At 71.6% G+C, this 21,282-nt stretch carries 21 protein-coding genes; 6 read left to right on the forward strand and 15 right to left on the reverse strand.

Translation table 11 applies throughout. The annotated features are described in order from the left end of the window. Positions 1-12: 12 nt before the first annotated feature. A complete protein-coding gene (locus KZ829_RS20615; RefSeq protein WP_246635965.1) occupies positions 13-1,047 on the forward strand; it encodes a sialidase family protein in 1,035 nt (344 codons plus the stop codon). Here the strand turns inward: KZ829_RS20615 and KZ829_RS20620 are convergent. Together KZ829_RS20620 and KZ829_RS20625 are read right to left on the reverse strand one after the other, a co-directional pair. Beyond that, a complete protein-coding gene (locus KZ829_RS20620) occupies positions 1,037-1,675 on the reverse strand; it encodes a response regulator transcription factor (RefSeq protein ID WP_220145561.1) in 639 nt (212 codons plus the stop codon). The genes KZ829_RS20615 and KZ829_RS20620 overlap by 11 nt on opposite strands. Next, positions 1,627-2,913 carry a sensor histidine kinase gene (locus KZ829_RS20625; protein WP_220145562.1) on the reverse strand — a complete coding sequence of 429 codons (1,287 nt, stop codon included), beginning with the start codon at positions 2,911-2,913 and terminating at the stop codon, positions 1,627-1,629. The genes KZ829_RS20620 and KZ829_RS20625 overlap by 49 nt, the downstream gene beginning before the upstream one ends. A gap of 108 nt (positions 2,914-3,021) precedes the next feature. Between KZ829_RS20625 and KZ829_RS20630 the strand changes: the two genes are divergently transcribed. From KZ829_RS20630 to KZ829_RS20645, 4 genes are all read left to right on the forward strand, one after another. After that, positions 3,022-4,026, forward strand: a complete 1,005-nt coding sequence (locus KZ829_RS20630) for a fatty acid desaturase family protein (protein ID WP_220145563.1) — start codon at positions 3,022-3,024, stop codon at positions 4,024-4,026. 156 nt (positions 4,027-4,182) lie between these two features. Beyond that, positions 4,183-5,073 carry a CDP-alcohol phosphatidyltransferase family protein gene (locus KZ829_RS20635; RefSeq protein ID WP_220145564.1) on the forward strand — a complete coding sequence of 297 codons (891 nt, stop codon included), beginning with the start codon at positions 4,183-4,185 and terminating at the stop codon, positions 5,071-5,073. A gap of 82 nt (positions 5,074-5,155) precedes the next feature. Beyond that, a complete protein-coding gene (locus KZ829_RS20640) occupies positions 5,156-6,754 on the forward strand; it encodes a phospholipid carrier-dependent glycosyltransferase (RefSeq protein WP_220145565.1) in 1,599 nt (532 codons plus the stop codon). Positions 6,755-6,794: 40 nt separating this feature from the next. Continuing rightward, entirely contained in the window at positions 6,795-8,441 is a 1,647-nt protein-coding gene (locus KZ829_RS20645) for a GMC oxidoreductase (RefSeq protein ID WP_220145566.1), read from the forward strand. Between the two features lie 186 nt (positions 8,442-8,627). Here KZ829_RS20645 and KZ829_RS20650 read toward each other — a convergent pair whose 3' ends face one another. Together KZ829_RS20650 and KZ829_RS20655 are read right to left on the reverse strand one after the other, a co-directional pair. Then, complete coding sequence (locus KZ829_RS20650) at positions 8,628-10,094, reverse strand: deoxyguanosinetriphosphate triphosphohydrolase family protein (protein ID WP_220145567.1); 1,467 nt, start codon at positions 10,092-10,094, stop codon at positions 8,628-8,630. 24 nt (positions 10,095-10,118) lie between these two features. Beyond that, a complete protein-coding gene (locus tag KZ829_RS20655; RefSeq protein ID WP_221245023.1) occupies positions 10,119-10,640 on the reverse strand; it encodes an LURP-one-related family protein in 522 nt (173 codons plus the stop codon). A gap of 149 nt (positions 10,641-10,789) precedes the next feature. Here KZ829_RS20655 and KZ829_RS20660 point away from each other — a divergent pair, with 149 nt between their 5' ends. Next, positions 10,790-11,893, forward strand: a complete 1,104-nt coding sequence (locus KZ829_RS20660) for an MBL fold metallo-hydrolase (RefSeq protein WP_220145568.1) — start codon at positions 10,790-10,792, stop codon at positions 11,891-11,893. Here KZ829_RS20660 and KZ829_RS20665 read toward each other — a convergent pair. The 11 genes from KZ829_RS20665 to KZ829_RS20715 form a co-directional block, all read right to left on the reverse strand. After that, positions 11,890-12,411, reverse strand: a complete 522-nt coding sequence (locus KZ829_RS20665; protein ID WP_220145569.1) for a nucleotidyltransferase domain-containing protein — start codon at positions 12,409-12,411, stop codon at positions 11,890-11,892. The two genes, KZ829_RS20660 and KZ829_RS20665, sit on opposite strands and share 4 nt — an antisense overlap. Positions 12,412-12,435: 24 nt before the next feature. After that, on the reverse strand, positions 12,436-13,371 hold the full coding sequence (locus KZ829_RS20670; RefSeq protein WP_220145570.1) for a diacylglycerol/lipid kinase family protein: 936 nt from the start codon (positions 13,369-13,371) through the stop codon (positions 12,436-12,438). A 43-nt stretch (positions 13,372-13,414) separates the two neighbouring features. Next, positions 13,415-13,612 (reverse strand): hypothetical protein, encoded by a 198-nt coding sequence (locus KZ829_RS20675; protein WP_220145571.1) that lies wholly within the window; start codon positions 13,610-13,612, stop codon positions 13,415-13,417. A 26-nt stretch (positions 13,613-13,638) separates the two neighbouring features. Continuing rightward, complete coding sequence (locus KZ829_RS20680) at positions 13,639-14,205, reverse strand: GAF domain-containing protein (protein WP_220145572.1); 567 nt, start codon at positions 14,203-14,205, stop codon at positions 13,639-13,641. Between the two features lie 45 nt (positions 14,206-14,250). Continuing rightward, positions 14,251-15,534 (reverse strand): hemolysin family protein, encoded by a 1,284-nt coding sequence (locus tag KZ829_RS20685; RefSeq protein ID WP_220145573.1) that lies wholly within the window; start codon positions 15,532-15,534, stop codon positions 14,251-14,253. 59 nt (positions 15,535-15,593) lie between these two features. Beyond that, positions 15,594-16,562, reverse strand: a complete 969-nt coding sequence (locus KZ829_RS20690) for a DNA-3-methyladenine glycosylase family protein (protein WP_372453881.1) — start codon at positions 16,560-16,562, stop codon at positions 15,594-15,596. A gap of 206 nt (positions 16,563-16,768) precedes the next feature. Beyond that, positions 16,769-18,052, reverse strand: a complete 1,284-nt coding sequence (locus KZ829_RS20695) for a Pecanex-like protein 1 (protein WP_220145575.1) — start codon at positions 18,050-18,052, stop codon at positions 16,769-16,771. Between the two features lie 38 nt (positions 18,053-18,090). Continuing rightward, positions 18,091-18,864 (reverse strand): DUF4142 domain-containing protein, encoded by a 774-nt coding sequence (locus KZ829_RS20700; RefSeq protein ID WP_220145576.1) that lies wholly within the window; start codon positions 18,862-18,864, stop codon positions 18,091-18,093. A 30-nt stretch (positions 18,865-18,894) separates the two neighbouring features. Further along, positions 18,895-19,590, reverse strand: coding sequence for a hypothetical protein (locus tag KZ829_RS20705; RefSeq protein ID WP_220145577.1), 696 nt, complete (start codon positions 19,588-19,590; stop codon positions 18,895-18,897). 223 nt (positions 19,591-19,813) lie between these two features. Continuing rightward, positions 19,814-20,590, reverse strand: a complete 777-nt coding sequence (locus KZ829_RS20710; protein WP_204295022.1) for a hypothetical protein — start codon at positions 20,588-20,590, stop codon at positions 19,814-19,816. Further along, positions 20,587-21,267: a sigma-70 family RNA polymerase sigma factor gene (locus tag KZ829_RS20715; protein ID WP_183216144.1), complete on the reverse strand. Its 681-nt coding sequence runs from the start codon at positions 21,265-21,267 to the stop codon at positions 20,587-20,589. Before KZ829_RS20715 ends, KZ829_RS20710 begins: the two co-directional genes overlap by 4 nt. Between the last annotated feature and the right edge of the window lie 15 nt (positions 21,268-21,282).

A 21,282-nucleotide genomic window follows, 5' to 3' on the forward strand; every position in this document is an offset into this window, starting at 1 on the left:
GGTTCGGCGGACATGACGCCGCATCGAAAACTGTCCATAGCAGCGCTCGCTCTCGTCATGCTCGGCGGTTTCGGATTCACCCCGGACCGCGGGCCCTCCTGGCAGCTCACCGACACCGGGGTCACCGCCCGGTTCCGTGGTCTGGCCCCGGTCAGCGGGAAGGTCGCGTGGGCGGCCGGCTCCGCCGGAACCGTGCTGCGCACCGTCGACGGCGGTCGCACCTGGGCCTCGGTCGGGCCGCCCGAGGCCGCCGCGCTCCAGTTCCGCGACATCGAGGCGGCCGACGCCCGGCACGCGGTCGCCCTCACCATCGGCAACGGCGCGGACTCCCGGATCTACGCGACCGCGGACGGCGGCGCCACCTGGACCGAGACGTTCCGCAACGACGAACCGGCCGCCTTCTACGACTGCATGACCTTCCTGGACCGGCGGCACGGCCTGGCGCTGTCCGACCCGGTCGGCGGGAAGTTCCGGATCCTGGCCACCACCGACGGCGGCCGCACCTGGCAGGTCCGTCCCACCGACGGCATGCCGGACGCGCTGCCCGGCGAGTTCGCCTTCGCGGCCAGCGGCACCTGCCTGGTCTCGTCCGGCCGGCACGCCTGGTTCGCCACCGGCGGCGACGCCACCGCCCGGGTGTTCGCCTCCCGCGACGGCGGCCGGAGCTGGACGGTCACCGGCTCACCGGTGCCCAGCGGCCCGAGCGCCGGGATCTACTCGCTGGCGTTCCGGGACCCGCGGCACGGACTCGCGGTCGGCGGCGACTACGCGGCGCCCACGGCGGCGCCGGACGGCTCGGCGGTCACCCGGGACGGCGGCCGGCACTGGACCGTCTCCCGTACGGTTCCCGGCGAGTACCGGTCCGGGGTGGCCTGGCGTGGCCGGACCGCGCTGGCGGTCGGGCCGACCGGCAGCGACGTCTCCTACGACGGCGGGGTCACCTGGCGACGGTTCGACACCGGCAGCTTCGACGCGGTGGCCTGCACCGCGGACGGCTCCTGCTGGGCCTCCGGGCAGGACGGCCGGATAGCGAGGCTCAGCCGTTGAGATAGGCCAGGACGGCCAGCACCCGGCGGTGGTCGTCGTCCGACGGCGGCAGTCCCAGCTTCGCGAAGATGCTGTTGATGTGCTTGCTGACCGCCTTGTCCCCGACGAAGAGCTTGGTGGCGATCGCCCCGTTGGACCGCCCCTCGGCCATCAGCCCGAGCACCTCCCGCTCGCGGACGGTCAGGGCGGCCAGCGGCGGCTGGTGCCGGGCCAGGAGCTGGCCGACCACCTCGGGGTCCATCACGGTGCCGCCGGACGCCACCCGGCGCACCCCGTCGACGAACTGGGCCACGTTCGCCACCCGGTCCTTGAGCAGGTAGCCGACCCCGCCCCGGCGGTCGGTGAGCAGCTCCCGGGCGTAGAGCGGCTCGACGTGCTGGGAGAGGACGAGCACCGGCAGGCCGGGGACCGCGGTCCGGGCCGCGATGGCCGCCTGGAGGCCCTCGTCGGTGAAGGTCGGTGGCAGCCGGACGTCGACGACGGCCACGTCCGGCCGGTGCTCGACGAGGGCGGGCAGCAGGGACGGCCCGTCCTCGACGGCGGCCACCACCTCGAAGTCGTACGCCCGCAGAAGCCGGGTCAGACCGTCCCGGAGGAGGGCGAGGTCCTCGGCGATGACAACGCGCACGGCAGCTCCATGGTCACGACGGTCGGTCCGCCCAGCGGGCTGGACAGGCTCATCGTGCCATCGAAGGCGGCGAGTCTGCGTTCGATCCCCCGCAGTCCGGTCCCGCGGTCCGGGTCGGCCCCGCCCCGCCCGTCGTCGCTGACCCGCAGGAGCAGCAGGTCGCCGGTGTGCCAGAGCTCCACGGCGGCGTTGCCGGCGCCGGAGTGCCGGGTCGCGTTGGCCAGCGCCTCGGCGACCGCGAAGTAGGCGGCCGACTCGACCGGCGTGTCCAGCCGGCCGGGCAGCGCCGCGGTGACCGCGGCCGGGATCGGCAGGGCCATGGCCAGCGCCCGCACCGCACCCTCCAGGCCACGCTCGGCGAGCACCGGCGGATGGATGCCCCGGACCAGGTGGCGCAGCTCGTGCAGGGCGGTCGTGCTGTTCTCCCGGGCCTCGGCGAGCAGTTTGCGGGCGGTGGCCGGGTCGGCGTCGATGATCTCCTCGGCCAGCCCGATGGTCATGCCGAGCGACACCAGCCGGGCCTGGGCTCCGTCGTGCAGGTCCCGTTCGATCCGGCGCAGTTCGGCGGCCTGCGCGTCGACCGTGTCGGCCCGGGTGACGGTGAGCTGGCTGACCCGCAGGCTCAGTTCGGCGGCGCGGGTCGGGGCCAGGAAGAGCCGGGCCGTGTACGCCTCCGCCTGCCGCAGGTGGGGCGCCGCCGCCACGCCGATGGCCAGGATCGCCGCGCCCTGCGGCAGGGACAGGAAACCCTCGCCGATGGTGTCGATCGGCCAGATCACGCCGTAGCCGTAGCCGTCCACGCCGAGCGACACCCAGAGCGGGATGAGCAGGATGCCCTCCACCCCGTAGGCGACGATGCCCAGTGACACCAGCGCGAGGGCCAGCCCGGCGATCGCCCCGGGCAGCAGCCATGCCGCGTCCCGCCAGGTGGCCGGGTCGGTGACCAGCCACCGGTAGTGCCGGATGCCGCCCGGCACCGCCCGCTCCGGGCGCGGCCGGTACGGGCGGGCGATCGCCACGCGGTAGCCGGCCGCCAGGCGCCGGGCCAGGTCGGCACGCGCCCGGATCAGCATGGTCACCAGCGGCAGCAGCACCAGCCCGAGCCCGAGCACCGGGGTCAACACGAGCGACACCACGAAGAGCACGAAGAGCGGGATGTTGACGATGGCCAGGGGGACGGCCAGCGCCGCGCCCGCTACGGCGTGCAGGCCGTCGCGGATCCAGTCACGCGAGTCCATGCCCCCATCCTGGCCGTACGCCGCCAGGATGTCGGTAGTGCCAGCCCTACCGGACCAATGGGGGCTGACACTCCTGAACCGGTGGTGCCACGTTGGTTATCTGTAGGCATGACGACGACAGCCGAGACACGGTCCGGCAGCGACTTCGCCGAACTCAACCGCCGGATCAACGCCGCCGGCCTCCTGCGCCGCCGGCCCGGCCATTACGCCGTACGCCTGATTCTGGTGGCCCTCGCCTACCTCGGCGGCTGGACCGCGTTCGCCCTGGTCGGCGCCTCGTGGTGGACGTTGGCGGTGGCCGTCTTCCTGGCCGTCGTCTTCACCCAGGTGGGTCTGGTGGCACACGACCTCGCGCACCGGCAGGTGTTCCGCACCAACGCGCCGAGCGCCCGCGCCGGGCTGATCGCCGGGAACCTGGCGATCGGCATGTCCTACGGCTACTGGATGGACAAGCACACCAAGCACCACGCCAACCCGAACCACGACGACCTCGACCCGGACGTCAGCCCGGCCGCGCTGGTCTGGTCGGTGGAGCACGCCCGCGGCAAGGGCTTCCTGGTGCGCTATCAGGCCTGGTTCTTCTTCCCGCTGCTCACCCTGCTGGGGATGTCGCTCAAGCGGGACAGCGTCCGCGCGCTGCGTGCCGGGTCGGTCAAGCGGCGCGGCCTGGAGTCCGTGCTGATCGGGCTTCACTTCATCGGGTACGCCGCCGCGCTCCTGATCGTGCTGTCCCCGCTGCAGGCGCTGGCCTTCCTGGTGGTGCACCAGGCGCTGTTCGGTGTCTACCTGGGGCTCACCTTCGCCCCCAACCACAAGGGCATGCCGCATCCGGACGGCACCGAGGACTATCTCCGCAAGCAGGTCCTGACCTCGCGGAACGTACGTGGTGGGCGGTTCGTCGACGTGGTGCTGGGCGGGCTGAACTACCAGATCGAGCACCACCTGTTCCCGGCCATGCCGATGCCGAACCTGCGGGCGGCCCAGCCGATCGTGCGCGACTACTGCGCCGAGATCGGCGTGCCGTACGAGATGACCGGGCTGCTGGAGTCCTACCGGCAGGCCCTGCGGCACCTGCACGACGTCGGCGCGGAGTTGCGCGCGGGCCGGGCGTAGAGTCTGCGGGTGCGTGTCCGGAATCGACACCGGTTCGTAATAACTGAGCAGAATTCGGCTACCCCCCGCCGTGATCGACGTTACCGCTGGTAGTGACCTTGGTGAACCGACGGGGTACATAGCGTTTTCATGGGATTAAGGGATAAAGTGCCGCGGGTGAAGGTGACCTTGCAGGAGATCCGGGAACGGACCTACAAACCGGTCGACGCGTGGTGGACCGTGCTTCTGGTCGACCCCCTGGCGTCGCGACTGGTGCGTCTGGTGGCGCCGTACCGGTGGATCACGCCCAACATTCTGACCCTCGTCGCGTCGATCTTCGGCTTCGGCGCGGCCGCCTGTTTCGCCGTCGGTGAGCGGTGGTACCTCGTCGCCGGTGGAATCCTGTTCCACATCAGCTTCGTGGTCGACTGCATGGACGGCAAGATCGCGCGGCTGAACGGCACCGGGACGATGTTCGGGCAGTGGCTCGACTTCGTCCTCGACCGGGTCCGGGTCTTCATCATCGCCCTCTGCCTCTTCGGCGGTCAGTACGCGAAGACCGACAACGTCGCGTACCTCTGGCTGATGTCCGTGGCGATCTTCCTGGACCTGTTCCGCTACCTGAACAGCGCCCAGATGACCAAGGTCCGGAAGAGCATGAAGGACCAGATCACCGCGTACCTCGAGCCGGTGCGGGTGCAGGCCGAGCCGGCCGCCGCGATGGCCGAGCCGGTCGACGAGATGCCGGAACCCGCCCCGGCGCCCACCGGCGGCGGCTCGCTGAAGAACCGGATCGGCGCCACGCTGCGCCGCAACCGGATCCGCACGCACCTGATCAGCGGCATCGAGTACGAGATGACGGTCTTCATCATCGGCCCGATCACCGGCCTGATCTTCCCGGTCACCATCGCGATCGGCGCCGGCCTGCTCGCCTTCGAGGCGTTCCTCATCTTCAAGCTGTTCCGCGCCTGTCAGCAGTTCCCCGCCAAGCTGGCCGCCGCCCAGGCCGCCTACGAGGAGTTCGAGGCGGGCCAGGACGAGGCCCGGCGCATCCCTTCCACGGTCTGACACCCACGCGGTGACGCACCCCCGGCGGCCGGTCCGCCGGGGGTGCTCTCGTTCCGCCCGGCGGCCGGGCTAGATTGGCCCGATGCCACGACGCCGCCTGCTCCATCTCCTGGCGGTTCTGGCGATGCTGGGGCAGATGGCGTTCGCCATGGTCACCACGGCGGTCCAGCAGTCGCCGACCATCGACGAGCCGGTCTACGTGGCCACCGCCGAGGTGTACCGGCAGCAGCACAGCCTGCGCTACAACCCGGAGCATCCGCCGCTCGGCAAGCTGATCATCGCGGCCGGGACGGCGCTGGCCGGGGCCGAGCTGGACCCGGCCTACCCGGGCGACCAGACCCGGCTGGGCCGGCACCTGCTGTACGAGACCGGCAACAACCCGTTCCAGCTGATGCTCCTGGCCCGCCTGCCGGTCATCCTGCTCACCCTGCTCTTCGGGCTGGTGGTGCTGGCCTTCGCCCGGGACGTGGCCGGGCCGCTCGCCGGGCTGATCGCCCTGGCCCTCTACAGCTTCTCCCCCGACGTGATCGCGCACGGCTCGCTGGCCACCCTGGACGTGCCCGCCGCCGGGATGCTGCTGACCGCCTTCTGGCTGGCCTGGCGCGCCCGCACCCGGCCGGCGCTCTACGTGCCCCTGGCCGGGGCCGCTCTCGGCGCGGCGCTGGCGACCAGGATGAGCGTGCTCCCCGCCGTACCGTTGCTGGTGCTCCTGGCCGGGCTGTCGACCTGGCGCAACCGGACCGATCAGCGCGGCCGCCGTCTGTTGATCGCCGCGGGAGCGGCGCTGGGCGCCGGGGCCATCGCGGTGGCCGTGGTGTGGATCACCTACCTGATGGTGGATCCGCGGCTGCGCTGGACCACCCCGGCCGGCCTGGAGCAGGTCCACGAGCTGAAACGGCTGGCCGTGGACCTGTTGCCGTTCCCGCAGGCCTACCAGGACGGGATGCTGATCCAGTTCAAGTTCGAGAACCGGTCGTTCAACGGGTTCCTGCTGGGTGAGGCCTACAAGGGCTCGCCGTGGTATTACCTGCCGGCCGCGATCATGATCAAGACGCCGCTCGGGATGCTGGCGCTCTGGCTGGCCGGCGCGGTCACCATGATCGTGATCCCACGGCTGCGGGCCGCCGCGCTCTACGTGCTGCCGGTCTCCGCGCTGCTGGTGGCGGTCGGCATGACCGGGGAGCGGAACTACGGCACGCGCTACTCGATCTTCCTGCCCATGTTCCTGGCCGTGGCCGCCGGTACTGTCGCGCTGATCCGCCTCAGGTGGGCGCGGATCACCACGGGACTGCTGGTGCTCGCCGTGGCGGTCAGCTCGCTGCTGACGTTCCCCTACTACCTGCCCTACTCGAACGAGGCGTTCGGCGGGACGGACCGGACCCACCTGAACCTGCACGACGCCAACGTCGACTGGGGGCAGGACCTCGCCCGGCTCGGGCAGCGGCTGCGCACCGACCACCCGGGCGAGCAGGTGTGGCTCGTCTACAAGGGCTCCGGCGTGCCGGGGTACTACGGGATCGAGGCGCGTGATCCGTACGCCGTCCCCGACGACCAGGTGCGCGGGCTGCTCGTGGTCTCCGACTCGCGGGTGGCGCTCGCCGGGCCCCGGCTGAAGAGCTGGATCGAGAGCAGCACCGAGATCGGGAACGTCGGCCACTCGATCCGTATCTACCGGCGCTGAGATATTGAGGGTTACCGGCCGGTAATGCTTAGGTGGCACGATGACGCACTACGACATCGTGATCGTCGGCAGCGGCTTCGGTGGCAGCGTCAGCGCACTGCGGCTGGCGGAGAAGGGCTACCGGGTCGGCGTGCTCGAGGCCGGCCGCCGGTTCACCCCCGACACCCTGCCCAAGACCTCCTGGGACCTGCGCAACTTCCTCTGGGCCCCGCGACTCGGGCTGCGCGGCATGCAGCGGATCACCCTGCTCAAGGACATCATGGTGCTGTCCGCGGCCGGAGTCGGCGGCGGATCGCTGGTCTACGCCAACACCCTCTACCGGCCACCCGCGCCGTTCTTCGCCGACCCGCACTGGTCCGGGATCACCGACTGGGCCGCCGAGCTCGACCCCTTCTACGACCAGGCGTCACGGATGCTGGGCGTCACCGAGCAGCCCAGCATGACCGCCTCGGACGTGGTGATCCAGCAGGTGGCCGAGGACATGGGGGTGGGCCACACGTTCCGGCGTACCCCGGTCGGGGTGTTCTTCGGCGAGCCGGGGAAGACCGTGCCGGACCCGTACTTCGGTGGCGCCGGCCCGGACCGCACCGGTTGCGTCGAATGCGGCAACTGCATGATCGGCTGCACCGTCGGCGCCAAGAACCGGCTGGACGTCAACTACCTCTACCTGGCCGAACGCGCCGGAGCCGTGGTGCACCCGGACACCGAGGTCACCGCGCTGCGCCCGGACGGCGACGGCTGGCGGGTCCAGACCCGGTCCGGCGCCTTCACGGCCGGCCAGGTGATCCTCGCGGCGGGCGCGCTCGGCACCCAGCGGCTGCTGCACGCCATGAAGGACTCCGGTGTGCTGCCCGGGCTCTCCGGCCGGCTCGGCCGCCTCACCCGCACCAACTCCGAGGCCCTGCTCGGCGCGGCCACCAAGGACGTGCCGGAGCGGCCGTTCTCCGAGGGCATCGCGATCACCTCGTCGTTCCACCCGGACGCCGACACCCACATCGAGCCGGTCCGGTACGGCCCGCGCAGCAACGCCATGGGCCTGCTGTCGACGATCCTGGTGGACGGCGGTGGCCGGGTGCCGCGCCCGCTCCGCTTCCTGTGGCAGGCGCTGCGGCATCCGGTCGTCTTCGGCCACTCCCTGTCCGTCCGCCGGTGGAGCGAGCGCACCATCATCGCCCTGGTCATGCAGACCCTGGACAACTCGCTGACGGTCCGGCGCACCCGGCTCGGGCGGCTGACCACCACCCTCGGGCACGGTCGGGCCAACCCGGTCTGGATCCCGGTCGGCCACGAGGCGGTCCGGCGGATCGCCGACCGGATCGGCGGCTATCCCGGCGGCACCCTCGGCGACGTGGTCAACATCCCGCTCACCGCGCACATCCTCGGCGGCGCCACCATCGGCGAGTCGGCGGAGACCGGGGTGGTGGACGCGTACCACCGGGTCTTCGGGCATCCCGGCCTGCACGTGATCGACGGCTCCACGGTCCCGGCGAACCTGGGCGTGAACCCGTCCCTCACGATCACCGCCCTGGCCGAACGGGCCACCGCCCTCTGGCCCAACAAGGGCGAACCCGACCGGCGCCCGGCCCTCGGCGACACCTACCGCCGCGTCGACCCGATCCCGCCGCACTCCCCCGCGGTCCCGGCCCACGCCCCCACAGCCCTCCGCCTGATCCCCCGCCCCCGCTAATCCACTCGACCCCGCCCACGGAACACCCCACCCACTCCTACGGCGGTGCACTCAACGTCCCCCGCAAAACGCCGCCGGTGTCGAGGCAAGTGATTTGCCGACGCAGCGGGGTGTGCTGCGGCGGGAAATCACCTGCCTCGACACCGGTTACAAGGCGTTTTGCCGCGGAGCGAAGCGGAGCCAGTGTTACAGCACCGGGGCATCCGTCCACAGCTGGCGGGAGCGGCCGGAGAGGGCCTCGAGGAGGCCGACGGCCTGGCTGTCGGTGAGGCCGGCCACGAAGTCGATGACGGCGCGGCCGCGGGCCTGGGTCAGACGGTTCGGAGTCTCCGCGGGGAGCTCGGCCTCGGCCAGTTCGACCAGGTCGCGCAGGCGGGGTGGCAGGCGCTGTTCCTCGTCGGGATCGGTGAGCCAGGCGAGCAGGGCCTCCACCAGGGAGGACAGCAGCCGCCCCTGGCCACGCTGGTGGAGGGCCAGGTCGGGTCGTTCGAGGACGAAACGGTTCTGGACGAACTTGAGGATCTGCACCTCGTGCCACTGGGCGCGGGCCAGCTGGACGTGACCGCTGCGGACGGCCGGCTGTTCGATCAGCTCGGCCGATTCGACGAGGCGGCGGGTCCAGTTCGCGGAGAAGGCGGCGACCCGGGCCTCGGCCTCCAGGGAGCCGTCGAAGGGCCGGGCCAGGAGGCCGTCGACGAGTTCGGCACGGACCAGCTCGACGGCCCCGGCGAAGGCGTCGTCGTCGGCGATCCAGCCGTCCTTGCGGTGCAGTTGGCGGCGCAGCGACTCGATGGCGCCGCCGGCCCGGTTCAGGTCGGTCTCCTTGCCCCAGCGCTGCCAGGTCATCAGCTCGGTGGCGACCAGTCCCTGCTGGAGCACGCCGAGACGGTGCACGTCCTCCAGGTCGTGGATGGCGTACGCGATGTCGTCGGCGGTGTCCATGACGGACGCCTCGACGGTCTGCTGCCAGTCGGCGACCCGTCCGGCGAACGGCGCCCGGGCGGCCCGCACGTCGGCGATCTCGGTCGAGTAGGCGCCGAACTTGAGGGAGCCGCCGTCCGGGTCGTCGGGCGGCGCGGCGGCGCCGCGCGGCGGCGGGTCCATGAACCGCGGGTGCGGGTCCGGGTGGGTGCGCCGGGTCCACGGGTACTTGAGGATCGCCGCCCGGACCGCGTTGGTCAGGTTGAGCCCGATCGTCGCCTGGCCGCGGATCTCGGTGCTGGTCACGATCCGGTACGACTGGGCGTTGCCCTCGAACCCGTCCGGCAGCCCGAGCCGGTGCCTGGCCAGCCGGTCCAGCACCCGCTCGCCGAGATGCCCGAACGGCGGGTGCCCGAGGTCGTGGGCGAGCGCCGCCGCCTCGACCACGTCCGGGTCGCAGCCGCCCAGCTTCTCGGCGAGATCCGGGCCTGCGGCCCGCAGCCGGTCGGCGATGGCCCGGCCCACCTGCGCCACCTTGAGGCTGTGGGTGAGCCGGTTGTGCACCAGCAGGCCCGCCCCGCCGGGGCTGATCACCTGAGTGACCTCGGCGAGACGGGCCAGGAAGGGCGAACTGACGATCCGGTCCCGGTCCACCCGGAAGGGATTCGACGCCAGGTCACCGGGGGCGACCAGACGGTCACCGAGGAGGCGCTGGGCACGCGGATCATCCATGCCCGAAAACTTACCGGGAGAGAATCAGCGGGACTGGAGGGCGTCCAGAGCGACGGCCATGGCCACCACGAGGCGGCGGTCCAGGGCCGGGTCGTGGATGCTGACCTGGTACGTGTCCCGCAGCCCCCACTTGCGCACCACCGAGAAGGCCGGCCGGCCCTGGATGGTGAAGTCGAAGTGGTAGGGCAGCCACGACAGCGAGTCCACGAACCGCCGCAGGATCGCCACCCACTGGTTGCGCTCCTGGCCGGTGATCTCGCCGTAGCCGGGCTGTTCGAGGACCCAGGTGGACCGGAACAGCGAGGCCGCGAAGCTCTTGCGGAACAGGCCGATGGGCTGCCCGTTCACGTCGGTGACATCGTAGGTGGCACCGAGGTCGATGACCTGGCGGGCCTTGAAACCGAGCAGTGGGGTCTGCTTGGTGTCGTCGGTGTAGAGGGTCACCTGCTCCTTGAACGCCAGCCGCTTCTGCTGGGCGAAGGCGAGGATTCCCGCCTCCCCACCGGTGGCCGGGTCGACGGAGTGGACCTCGTACTGGTTGACCATGAGACGGATCCGCTGGCGCACGATCAGGTGCTGCTGCGTTTGAAGGGTATCGAGCGTCACCGCGGCAGTGTGTCATACCCGTCACTTACTGAGTGGAGGCTGAGGCCGGCGCTGGCAGTCGGCGACCGGGGCAGGTCAAACTGGGTCACATGGCGAAGCGAAGGCGTACCCGTACCGTGATGGCTCTGGCGCTGGGCGCCGCGGCGGTGTGGGCCGCCCGCGACATTCCGGCGCAGCTCGGCGCCCGGGCGCGGGGCGCCCGGCTGGCCCGGGTCCAGACGTCGCCGCAGTTCTCCGGTGGGAAGTTCCGCAACACCGTGCCGGCCTCCGAGGTGACCGCCGCGTCGATGCCGCGGCTGGCCGCCGCGGCGCTGACCGGCCGCGAGGCGCGGCGTCCGCATCAGCCGGTCCCGGTGCTCGCCCCTCCGCCGGGCGGCGACGCCCAGGGTCTGCACATCACCTGGTATGGACACTCCTCCGCGCTGATCGAGATCGAGGGCCGGCGGGTGCTGCTCGACCCGGTGTGGAGCGAGCGCTGTTCCCCGTCCCGGCTGGCCGGCCCGCGCCGCCTGCACGAGCCGCCGGTCGCCCTGCGGGAGCTGCCGCCGATCGACGCCGTGGTGATCTCCCACGACCACTACGACCACCTCGACATGGCCACCGTGCAGACGCTGGTGGACCTCCAGGCCGCCCGCTTCCTGGTGCCGCTCGGGGTGGGCGCGCACCTGGAGCGCTGGGGCGTCCCGCCCACCCGGATCGTGGAGCTGGACTGGGACGAGCGGGCCACGGTCGCCGGGGTGGAGTTCACCGCGACGCCGGCCCGGCACTTCTCCGGCCGTGGCCTGGGCCGTGACGAGACGCTCTGGGCGAGCTGGGTGATCGCCGGCCCGACCCGGAAGGTGTTCTACTCCGGCGACACCGGCTACTTCCCCGGCTTCGCGGCGATCGGCGCCGAGCACGGCCCGTTCGACGCGACGCTGGTCCAGGTGGGTGCGTATGGGGACGCCTGGCCGGACATCCACATGACCCCGGAGGACGGCGTCGCCACCCACGTGGACGTGGACGGCGGCCTGCTCATCCCGGTGCACTGGGCCACCTTCAACCTGGCGCTGCACGACTGGGCGGAGCCGGCCGACCGGGTCTGGAGTGAGGCCAAGGCCCGTGGGGTTCGGCTGGCCGTCCCGCGCCCGGGCGAGCGGGTGGATGTCGACAACCCGCCGCCGGTCGACGGCTGGTGGCAGCAGATCGCCTAGAAGCTGTCCGGCAGGGCGATGCCGAAGCGGGCGCAGAGCAGCGGCACGTCGTGCCGGTCGGCGGCCCGGGGCGGGTAACCGGTGTGCCAGCGGACCGCCCACTCCGGGACCTCGCAGCGCACCGGCTGCCCGTCGATCACGCCCTGCCCGTTCAGCGCCGCGGCCGGGAAGGTCACCCCGCCGACGGGCGAGCCGAAGTGCAGCCGCCCGTCCGGGAACCGTTCGTACAGGTGCAGGTCGACGCGGAGCCGGGCGCCGTCGTGCAGCACGAAGTTCCACGGGCGGTCGCCGGGCCTCGGGAAGATGCGGTCGACGCCGCGGCCGGCCAGCGCCCGGAACAGCCACTCCAGGTGTGCCGCGGGGGCCCACAGGTCGAGGTCGGAGTGTTCCCGGGTCTGTTCGCCGAGCAGCGCGTCGACCGCCCAGCCGCCGCTGAGGCAGACCTCCACCCGGTGCGCTTCGAGGGCGTCGAGGATCGCGGTGACGTCCCCGGCCGCCACGACGTGCCGCCCCGCCATCCGTCCTCCCGATGTCCGAGAGGCTCAGGTTTTCGCAGCGGTGGCGTCCCCGGCCATAGGCTTTTCGGCCGGGACGCAGACCCGGACCGCGGACGGGACCACCTTGGCGGAGAACTTCTTCGTCCTGCTCCGGGCGCCACCGTCGAGTTCGTACTCCAGTTTGGAGCCGAGTTCGACGTCGATCCGGCGGGCGCGGGTCATCCGGACGAATGGTGAGTGGTCGGAGCGGGTGACCGCCATGGTGCCGAGCGCGCGGGCCCACTGGAGGGCGTTCTGGGCGGTGGCGACACCGACGTCGAGCCAGCCGTCGTCCGGGGACGCGTCGTCGAAGGCCCGGATGCCGCCGGTGATGGTGCCCACGTTGCCGATCAGGACGCAGCTGGCCTCGTCGTCGAACCAGTCGGTGCCGTCCACTTCGATCTTCACGCGCGGAGCCTCGCCGTTGACGTGGCGCAGGCCGGTCCAGACGTACGACAGTTTGCCGAGCCGGTCCTTCAGCCCGCCGTCGGCGTCCTTGATCATGGCGCCGTCGAAGCCGACGCCGGCCATCACGGCGAAGTGCTCGCCGGCGATCCGGCCCAGGTCGAGCCGCCGGTGCTCGCCGGTGAAGGCGATCTCGACGGCCTTCTCCAGGTCCTCCGGGATGCCGAGGTTGCCGGCCAGCAGGTTGCCGGTGCCGGCCGGCATGATCGCGACCGGGATCCGGCCGCCGCCCTTCTCCCGGGCCAGTACGTCCAGGGTGCGCTGGACCATGCCGTCGCCGCCCCAGACGACGAGCAGGTCGGCGCCGTCCCGGATCACCTCACGGACCCGTTTCGGCGCCTTCCGGCTCTTCGGGACCTCATGCCAGATCAGATTCTCGACGCCGCGGCCGGTGAGCAGGCGGCGCAGCTCGTCGAGCCCACCACCGAGGCTCTTCCGCTGGTGGGCGACGACGGCGATCGTGCGAGGGGTGCGCATGACGCCGCCGTTACCCGGTCCGGCGGAAATCCAATCAGCGGGCTCAGCGGAACCCGAAACGGCGGCGCTTCTTCCGGCCGAACAGCGTCTGCGCGGTGTCGGCGCCCTGCCGCAGCAGGCGCGACGCCCGGTTCGGCCCGCGCCGGCGCTCGACCGCGGCGCTGAGCCTCCGGGCTCCCGCGGCGCCGAGCGGCACGAGAATGGCGGTCAGGATCACTTTGCGAGCGAAGGTCCAGATCATGCTGTTCGCTTACCCATGAACGGTGATCAGTTCACGGTCTCCCGCATACGTTGTTCGGCGGCCGCGCTGCGGATCACCATGAGCCGCAGCTCCAGTTCGTCGGCGACGATCGAGGCCAGGTGCTGGAGGGCGGTGAGCTGCCGCGGGTTCGCCTCCCGGGGCACGCTGTCGATCACGTTGACGGTGCCGAGGCGGTAACCGTCGTGGGTGCGGATCGGTGCGGCGGCGTAGAAGCGCAGGCCCAGCTCACCCCGGACCAGGGGGTGCTCCAGGGTGCGCGGGTCCACGGCGGCGTTGTTGATCACGTACACGTCGTCCTGCGCGATCACCGAGGCGCACAGGCCGGGTTCCTTGCCGATCTCCCGGACGCCGGTCAGGCCCTGGCAGGCGGCCAGCCACACCCGGTCCTGCTCGACCAGGGACACCGTGGCGATCGGCGTGCCGAAGAGGGCGCCGGCCACGAAGGCGATCCGGTCGTACGCGTCCTCGACCGGCTGGTCCACCAGCCGGTAGCGGCGCACCGCCGCGAGCCGGGCCTGCTCCCGCGGGTCGGCGTTGTCCAGGTACTCGTAGGCGTTCGACGACTCTGTCATGCATCGAAGCCTATTGCCGCGCGTGGTGATCCGTCGCACACCAGGTCAGTCGGCGTCGATGGACTCTGCCAGGGCGCGGACCCGGACCCGGGTGATGGCCCGGCCGGTCACCTCGGTCACCTCGGCGGTGAACTCGGGCAGGGTCACCACCTCCCCCGGCTCGGTCGGGATGTGCCCGAGCGCGGCCAGCACCATCCCGGCGATCGTGGTGTAGTCGCCCTCCTCCGGCGGGTTGCCGCGGAACCCGACGTCGGGCAGGTCGTGAATGGGGAACGAGCCGGGCATCAGCAGGGCGCCGTCCGGCTCCCGTACGGTCGAGGCGACGTCCCGGTCGGTCTCGTCGTAGATCTCCCCGACGATCTCCTCGACCAGGTCCTCGATGGTGACGATGCCGTCGATGGCGCCGCGCTCGTCGACGATCAGGGCGAGCGGCTGCCGTTCCGCCCGCAACTGCATGAGCGCGTCGGAGACCCGCAGCGTCTCCGGCAGGAACAGCGGCGGCCGGGCCACGTCGTCGACCGGGCCGTCGGCGCCGACCAGGTCCCGCAGATGCACCACGCCGATCACATCGTCCAGTCCGGCTTTGCCGATCACCGGCGCCCGGGAGTGTCCGCTGTCGATCAGGATGCGCAGCGCCTCGGCGGCCGGCCGTCCGCTGGGCAGGGTCAGCACGTCGCGGCGGGGCACCAGGATCTCCCGCATGATCCGGTCGGCGATCTCGAAGGCGCCGGTGATGATGGTCCGCTGCTCGGCGGAGATCTCCTGCTGGGCGGCGACAAGTTCGCGGATCTCCTCGGCGGTGACCTCGTCCCGCCGGGCGTGCGGGTCGACGCCGGCCAGGCGCACCACCCCGTCGGTGGCCCTCCCGAGCAGCCAGACGGCCGGGCGGGAGAAGTTCGACAGCTGGTCGAGCGGCCGGGCCACCAGCAGCGCCCAGCTCTCGGCCCGCTGCATGGCGATCCGCTTCGGCGCCAGTTCGCCCAGCACCAGCGTGACGAAGGTGAGCGCCACGGTCGTCAGGAAGGTGGCCGCCGGCTCGGCCGCGGTGCCGGCGAAGCCGAGCTGGCCGGCCAGCGGCTTCGACAGGTAGAGGGCGACCACGGCGGAGGCCAGGAAGCCGGCCAGCGTGATGCCGATCTGGATGGTGACCAGGAAGCGGTTGGCGTCCCGGGTGAGCCGGGCCAGCACCCGCCCGCGGCGGGATTCCCGCTCCAGGCGCTGGACCTGACCCTCCCGCAACGAGATGAGGGCCATCTCGCTGCCGGTGAGCACCGCGTTGACCAGGATCAGCAGAAGCACCAGGAGGATCGGCACACCGACGCCACCCATCAACCCACCCTCCGGGACAAAACGCACATTCGGTGAACACCGTAGCGGAGGGTGGCGTATCAGAACCGCGCGAACGACCGCAGCGGCATCCGGGGACCGAACTTCGGCGCCTGGATGCCACCCAGGGCGAGCAGGTCACAGACCCGGCCCCGGTGGCCACGGAACGGTTCGAGCAGCTCCAGCATCCGGGCGTCGGTGCCGCGCGGCTCACCGGCCAGCGCCCAGGCCACCGTGTTGGGGATGTGGAAGTCGCCGACGCTGACCGCGTCCGGGTCGCCGTAGGCGTACCGCACCGTCTCGGCGGCGGTCCACGGGCCGATCCCGGGCAGCGCGGTCATCCGGGTGGTCGCCTCGGCCGCGTCGGCGCAGCGCTCCAGCCGGTCCGCGACCCGCGCGACCCGCAGCAGGGTCTCGGTGCGGCGCTGCTCGACGCCGAACGGATGGAACTCCCAATAGGCGGTGGCCGCCACGGCGGCCGGGTCCGGTGGCAGCAGCAGACCGGCCGGGCCCGGCGCCGGCTCACCGAAATGCCGGCAGACCGCACGGTACGACCGGTGCGCCTCCTTGCCGGTGACCTTCTGCTCGAGGACGGCGCGGAGCAGTCGCGGGAAGACCTGTCCGGTGGCCGGTAGGCGTACCCCGGAAAAGGTCCTGGCCAGACGGGCGACCAGCGGATGCCGCGCAGCGAGCGTGGGCAGATCGCCCGGATTGTCGCGGAGACCGGCGATCGCGTCGGCCCGGTCGGCGGCCCATTCGGCGCCCGGCCCGTGACCGGTCGCGATCAGCTCCCCGGCGAGGCGGGCCAGGTGCAGCGAGGCGGGCCCGGCCGGGGTACGCATGGCGAGCCAGAGACCGTCCTCGCCGAGCCGCCCGCAGGGATCGTGTTTCGGGACCAGCAGTGGCCGCACCGAGACGGCGAAGGCGTAACGCTCGGGTGGGCGCAGGCGGCGAACGACTTCCACCGCGCCACTATGACACTCCGTAGGGGCAGACCGATGGCCCTGACCGTGCTCCGGGGTCAGGGCCATCGGTGTGGTGACCGGACGCCCGAGAATGTCCGGTCACTCTCTGCGGCGCCGAACCCGGTGGTGGCCGGGTGGCCCGCCGCGCTCTCGTCCAGCAGGGGGAAGGACGATCGCCGGACCGAAGGGGGGCCCGAACCGGGGTGGGAGACCCGGGTCCGGCTCGGTCCGGCGACGCGGCAGCGGCGTCCGCGGTCTTTCTCAGCCGCCGGTCAGCGGACCCGGATGCGGACCGAGTCGAAGGCCGGCGTCTGGTTGGCGCGCTCCATCATCGGGATACGGTGCGAACCGTCACCGGCCCACGAGGAGCACTGGAAGGTGCCCGACTGGGGCAGACCCGCCACCTGGATGGCAACGGTGTCCGGCTGCGCGCTGCCGAGGCGGTCCTCGGTCGCGACGAAGAACGCCGGGACCGGGTCCGGGGCGGGCGCCTGGTTCTGGCTGTCCAGGATCCGGCACGCGGTGTGGAAGTGACCGCGGACCAGGCCGCCCTGGAGCACGCTGGACTCCACGTAGTAACCACCCTGGCCGGCCGCGAGGAACCGGTCCCGGATCAGGTTCCGGGTGCTCACCTGGAGGGTGAACGGGGTGTTCCGGTTGACCACCCGGGGCGCGCCGGTGATCAGCAGCGTCGGGTTGTTCGCGGCGGCGCCGACCTCACCGAACTCGGTCGAGACGCAGCGGTTGCCACGCTGGAAGCCGTCGTGCGCCTCCAGGTCGGAGGTCTCGCAGTTGTTGGTCAGGATGCCGAGCCCGGCGCCGGGCGGCGGCGTGGTGGCGGTGGGAGCGGGGTCCGGCTGGTCCCCACCCTGGTCGCCGCCGTTGTTGCCACCGTTGTCGCCGCCGTTGTTGCCGCCGTTGTTTCCGCCCTGGTTCTGGTCGCCACCACCCTGGTTCTGGTCGCCACCACCCTGGTTCTGGTCGCCACCACCCTGGTTCTGGTCGTCGGCGGGGGCGCTGGTCGCTCCGTCGGCGGGGGCGCTGGTCGCTCCGTCGGCGGGCGCGCTGGTGGCTCCGTCGGCGGGCGCCGCGGCGCTGGCGCTCGGTGCTGCGCCACCGCCGTTGTTGTTGCCCCGGCCGCCACCGTTGTTGTTGCCCCGGCCGCCGTTGTTGCCACGGTTACGCCGGAGGGTGGTGGCCTCGGTCTCGGAGGCGACGTTGTTCAGCACCCACTCGCGACAGCGGTTCTGCACGTCCGCGGTCGTCGCCACGTCACCGGCACCGTCGTCCGGGTGCTGCGTGACCTGACCGTTGTTCGTGGTGTACGTGCCCCGCCGGGTCTGGGTGGAGAGCCGCGAGGACTTCGGCGCCTGCAGATCGTCACACGCCGCCATGGCCCGGTCGGTGACCGTGTCCTCGGTGGCCGCGTTGGAGATCTGGGTGACGGTCACTACGCCGCCAAACGCCGCCAACGCCGCAGCGCCGATGACCGCGATGCGGCGCCGACCGCTGAACCAAGTCGGGGAATTGGCGCGGCGGTACTTGGACCTTCGCATGGGTGACACCTTTCTTCGTCGCCGTGGGCGATTTCGACTTACCGCGCGCGGAAGATGCGCATGGTCGTTACGACCCCGACCACCAGCGCGGCAGCGAGGACCAACAGGATTACGGTGTTGCTGAGGCCGGGGATGCTGTCCCCGTTGGTCGCCGCGACCAGCATCTGGTTGTCGATCGGGACGGGGCCCTGTCCGGCGGCGGCCGGTGCGGGCGCTGTGGGCAGCGCCGCGTAGTCGACGATCCCGCTGCTTTCCAGCAGGGTCATGTGCGTCGCGACGAACTGGTTCGTCTGCTGTGCCAGCGCGCGGACCGTGTCGTTGCGCGTGGTGGCCCGGATCGTGGCGATCGCCGGGAAGATCTTGCCGTGCGCGGAACGGAGCCGGTCGATGAAGATCTGGTCGAACTGCTCCGGGGTCGCCGCCGTGCGCATCTCGTTCAGCCAGAGCTGCTGGTCGCCGTTCGGCTGGTTGGGCAGGCTGATTCCGAGCTTCTTGGCCGCGGTGCGGTCCAGGCTGTCCAGCGCGACGTGCTGCGCCGCGATCGACTGGCCGATCTTCTTGATCGCCGCGTTGTTCGACTTCTCCACGGCCATGTTGCCGGCCGGGACCTCCCAGAGGCCGGCCAGTCGCACCTTGATCACGAAGTCACGGTCGGCCGCGCTGATCGTGCCGATGCCCTTGTTCGGTAGGCCTGAGGTCTGCGGAACCGGAACCGGCTCCGCGGCGTGAGCCACCCCGGCCGGCGCCACCATGAACGCCAGGGATAGAGCCAGGGTGCCGACCAGCCATCGGGGGCTACGGCGGGTCCTCATCATGTCCTCCAATGCCTCGTGTCTGCCGGATCAGTAGCTGTAGTCGCCGCCGGCCTCGCCACTGCCGGCCTCGCCGGAGGTGTCGTCGGACGGCGGAGCGACCGGCTTCGACACGGCCGGCAGGCAGGTCAGGTTCTTGGTGCCGGCGGGCGTGATGACGAACCAGGTGCCGCTGACGTTCTGGCCCTTCCACTGACCGGGCTTCTTGTCGCCGATGTAGCGGTAGAGCGGCCAGCCCTTGAGGGTGAGCTGCTTGGTGCCGTCGGCCCGGGTGACCGTCCCGACCAGGGACTTGTCGACGCCCTTGAGGGTGGGCTCCCCGTCGTTCGTGACCGCCGGCGGCCAGATCTTGGCGCAGTCGCCGTTGCAGTTCGACTTCGCCGGGTCGTCCGAGTCCTTGTCGAAGCGGTAGAGCACGAAGCCGTCCTCGTCCTGAACGGTGCTGCCCATCCGGGCGACCTTCGTCGCGTTCAGCGCGGTGGTGGCCACCTCGTCGCTGATCTCCGGGGTGTTCGCCTCGCCACCGCCGGCCGGGTCGGCCGGCGCGGTCGCCTCGGCGGTGGGATCGGCCGCGGCGACGGCTTCACCGGTGGCGCCCGGCGAGGCCTGCACATCGTTCGAGGCCGGTTCCGCCGCGTTCCCGTAGTCGGCGGCGCCCGCGTCGAATCCGGCCGGGGCACAACCGGGCAGGGTGATCACCGCCGCCAGCGCCGCACCGACGACCATCAACTTTCGCTTCTCCGGTACCACGAGCCCTCCCGGCTGATTCATGGCTATGCCATTTCCGGCCAGTAGTACGGAGAGGGTGCGAAGTCGGTTGAACATTCGGGTGGATCAAATCAATGATTTTTCGGTTGAACCTTCCGGCCCGGGCGTACGTAAAGAGATGACCCGGCACGCGAAAAAGGCCCGGCCGCATGGGCGGCCGGACCTTTTAGTGGTCGTACGGTTACGGAACGCGAACAAGCGTCTCGCCGGCGCCGGTCGAGGTGATCTCCTGGACCTGGACGTGCGCGATCTTGTCCCGTGGGGTGGCGGTGACCGCCTGGAGCATCAGCGGGGTCGGGTTGGCGGCCGTGCCCCAACCGGTCTCGGTGACCGTCCAGTCGGCGACCTTCTCCGCCGTGCCGTCGGTGCGCACCACGAAGAGGGCACACGTCTTCGGCCCGGTGATGTTGGCGACCGCGAAGGAGACCTGGGTGCCCCAGTCCTTCTTCAGCAGGCCGACCGCGGCGGCCACGTTGGTCCGGCTGTTGGTGCCGCTGTAGTTGTCGCCGGGCAGCTTGGTGCCACCGATGGCCACACCGTCGGCGCTCGGCAGCTGGTCCAGCTGGCTGGCGCCGCCCTGGGCGCCGGTCTCGGTCTGGCCCGCCTGGTCCGGCGCGAGCCACCGGCCGCCGGCGAACAGCGCGCCGATGGACAGCATGGCGAAGACCACCACGGCGGCGGCCAGCGAGTAGAGTCGGCGACTGTTGGCCCGCTGCCGCTCCACGCCGACCTCGCGCATCATGCGGTTCAGGACCGCGCCGTCGCGCTCGGCCCGCTCGGCGGCCACGAAGGCCTCCGCGTCCACGGTCGCGAGGACGTCCGCCACCTGGACGAACGACTCCAGCTCGTACGCGCACTGCGCGCAGTCGATCAGGTGGTCCTCGAACTGGGCGGCATCGCGGTCGTCGAGGATGCCGAGGGCGTACGACGCGACGTCGTAGTGCTGCTCCTGCGTCATTCCGTCACCCCCCGCTGCTGCAACGCGGTGCGCAGCGCGCGCAGCGCGTAGTACACCCGCGACTTCGCCGTGCCCAGCGGAAGGTTCAGCGCCTCGGCGGCCTCCGGCACGGTACGGCCGCGGAAGTACGTCTCGATCAGGATCTCCCGGTGCGAGTGGCTCAACTGCCGGAGCGCGTCCGACACGGTCATCGACTGCAGGACCTTGTCGGTCTCGTCGGACGTGGTCGGGAAACTCTCCAGCTCCCGATCGTACGTCTCGGCGGGGCGCGCGTTGGCGCTGCGATGCTCGTCGATGGCGATCCGCCGGGCCACGGTGACCAGCCAGGGGCGCAGCGACTGCTGGCCCTGGGCGCCGAGCCGGTGCGCGTTGCGCCAGGCCCGGAGCAGGGTCTCCTGCACGATGTCCTCGGCGCGCTGCCGGTCACCGCCGGTCAGCCGCAGCACGAACATCAGCAGCGGGCCCGCGTGCTCCTCGTAGAGCGTCCGCACGAGGGTGTCCTCGTGGCTGGGAGAACTGCTCGGAGCGGCCTCGTGCCGCGGCCCCTGCCGCGGGATCACCGTGCCCTGGTCCCGCTGGTTGCCACCGTCCAGAGCCTGCCACCTGCCACCGGAGTGTTGCCGTGCCATCACGCGCACCCTCTCCGGCGCGAGCCGTTCCTCGACCACCGCATGCATCGATACCTCCGCCCG

The organism is Actinoplanes hulinensis (assembly GCF_019429605.1).
Taxonomy (GTDB): Bacteria; Actinomycetota; Actinomycetes; order Mycobacteriales; family Micromonosporaceae; genus Actinoplanes; species Actinoplanes campanulatus.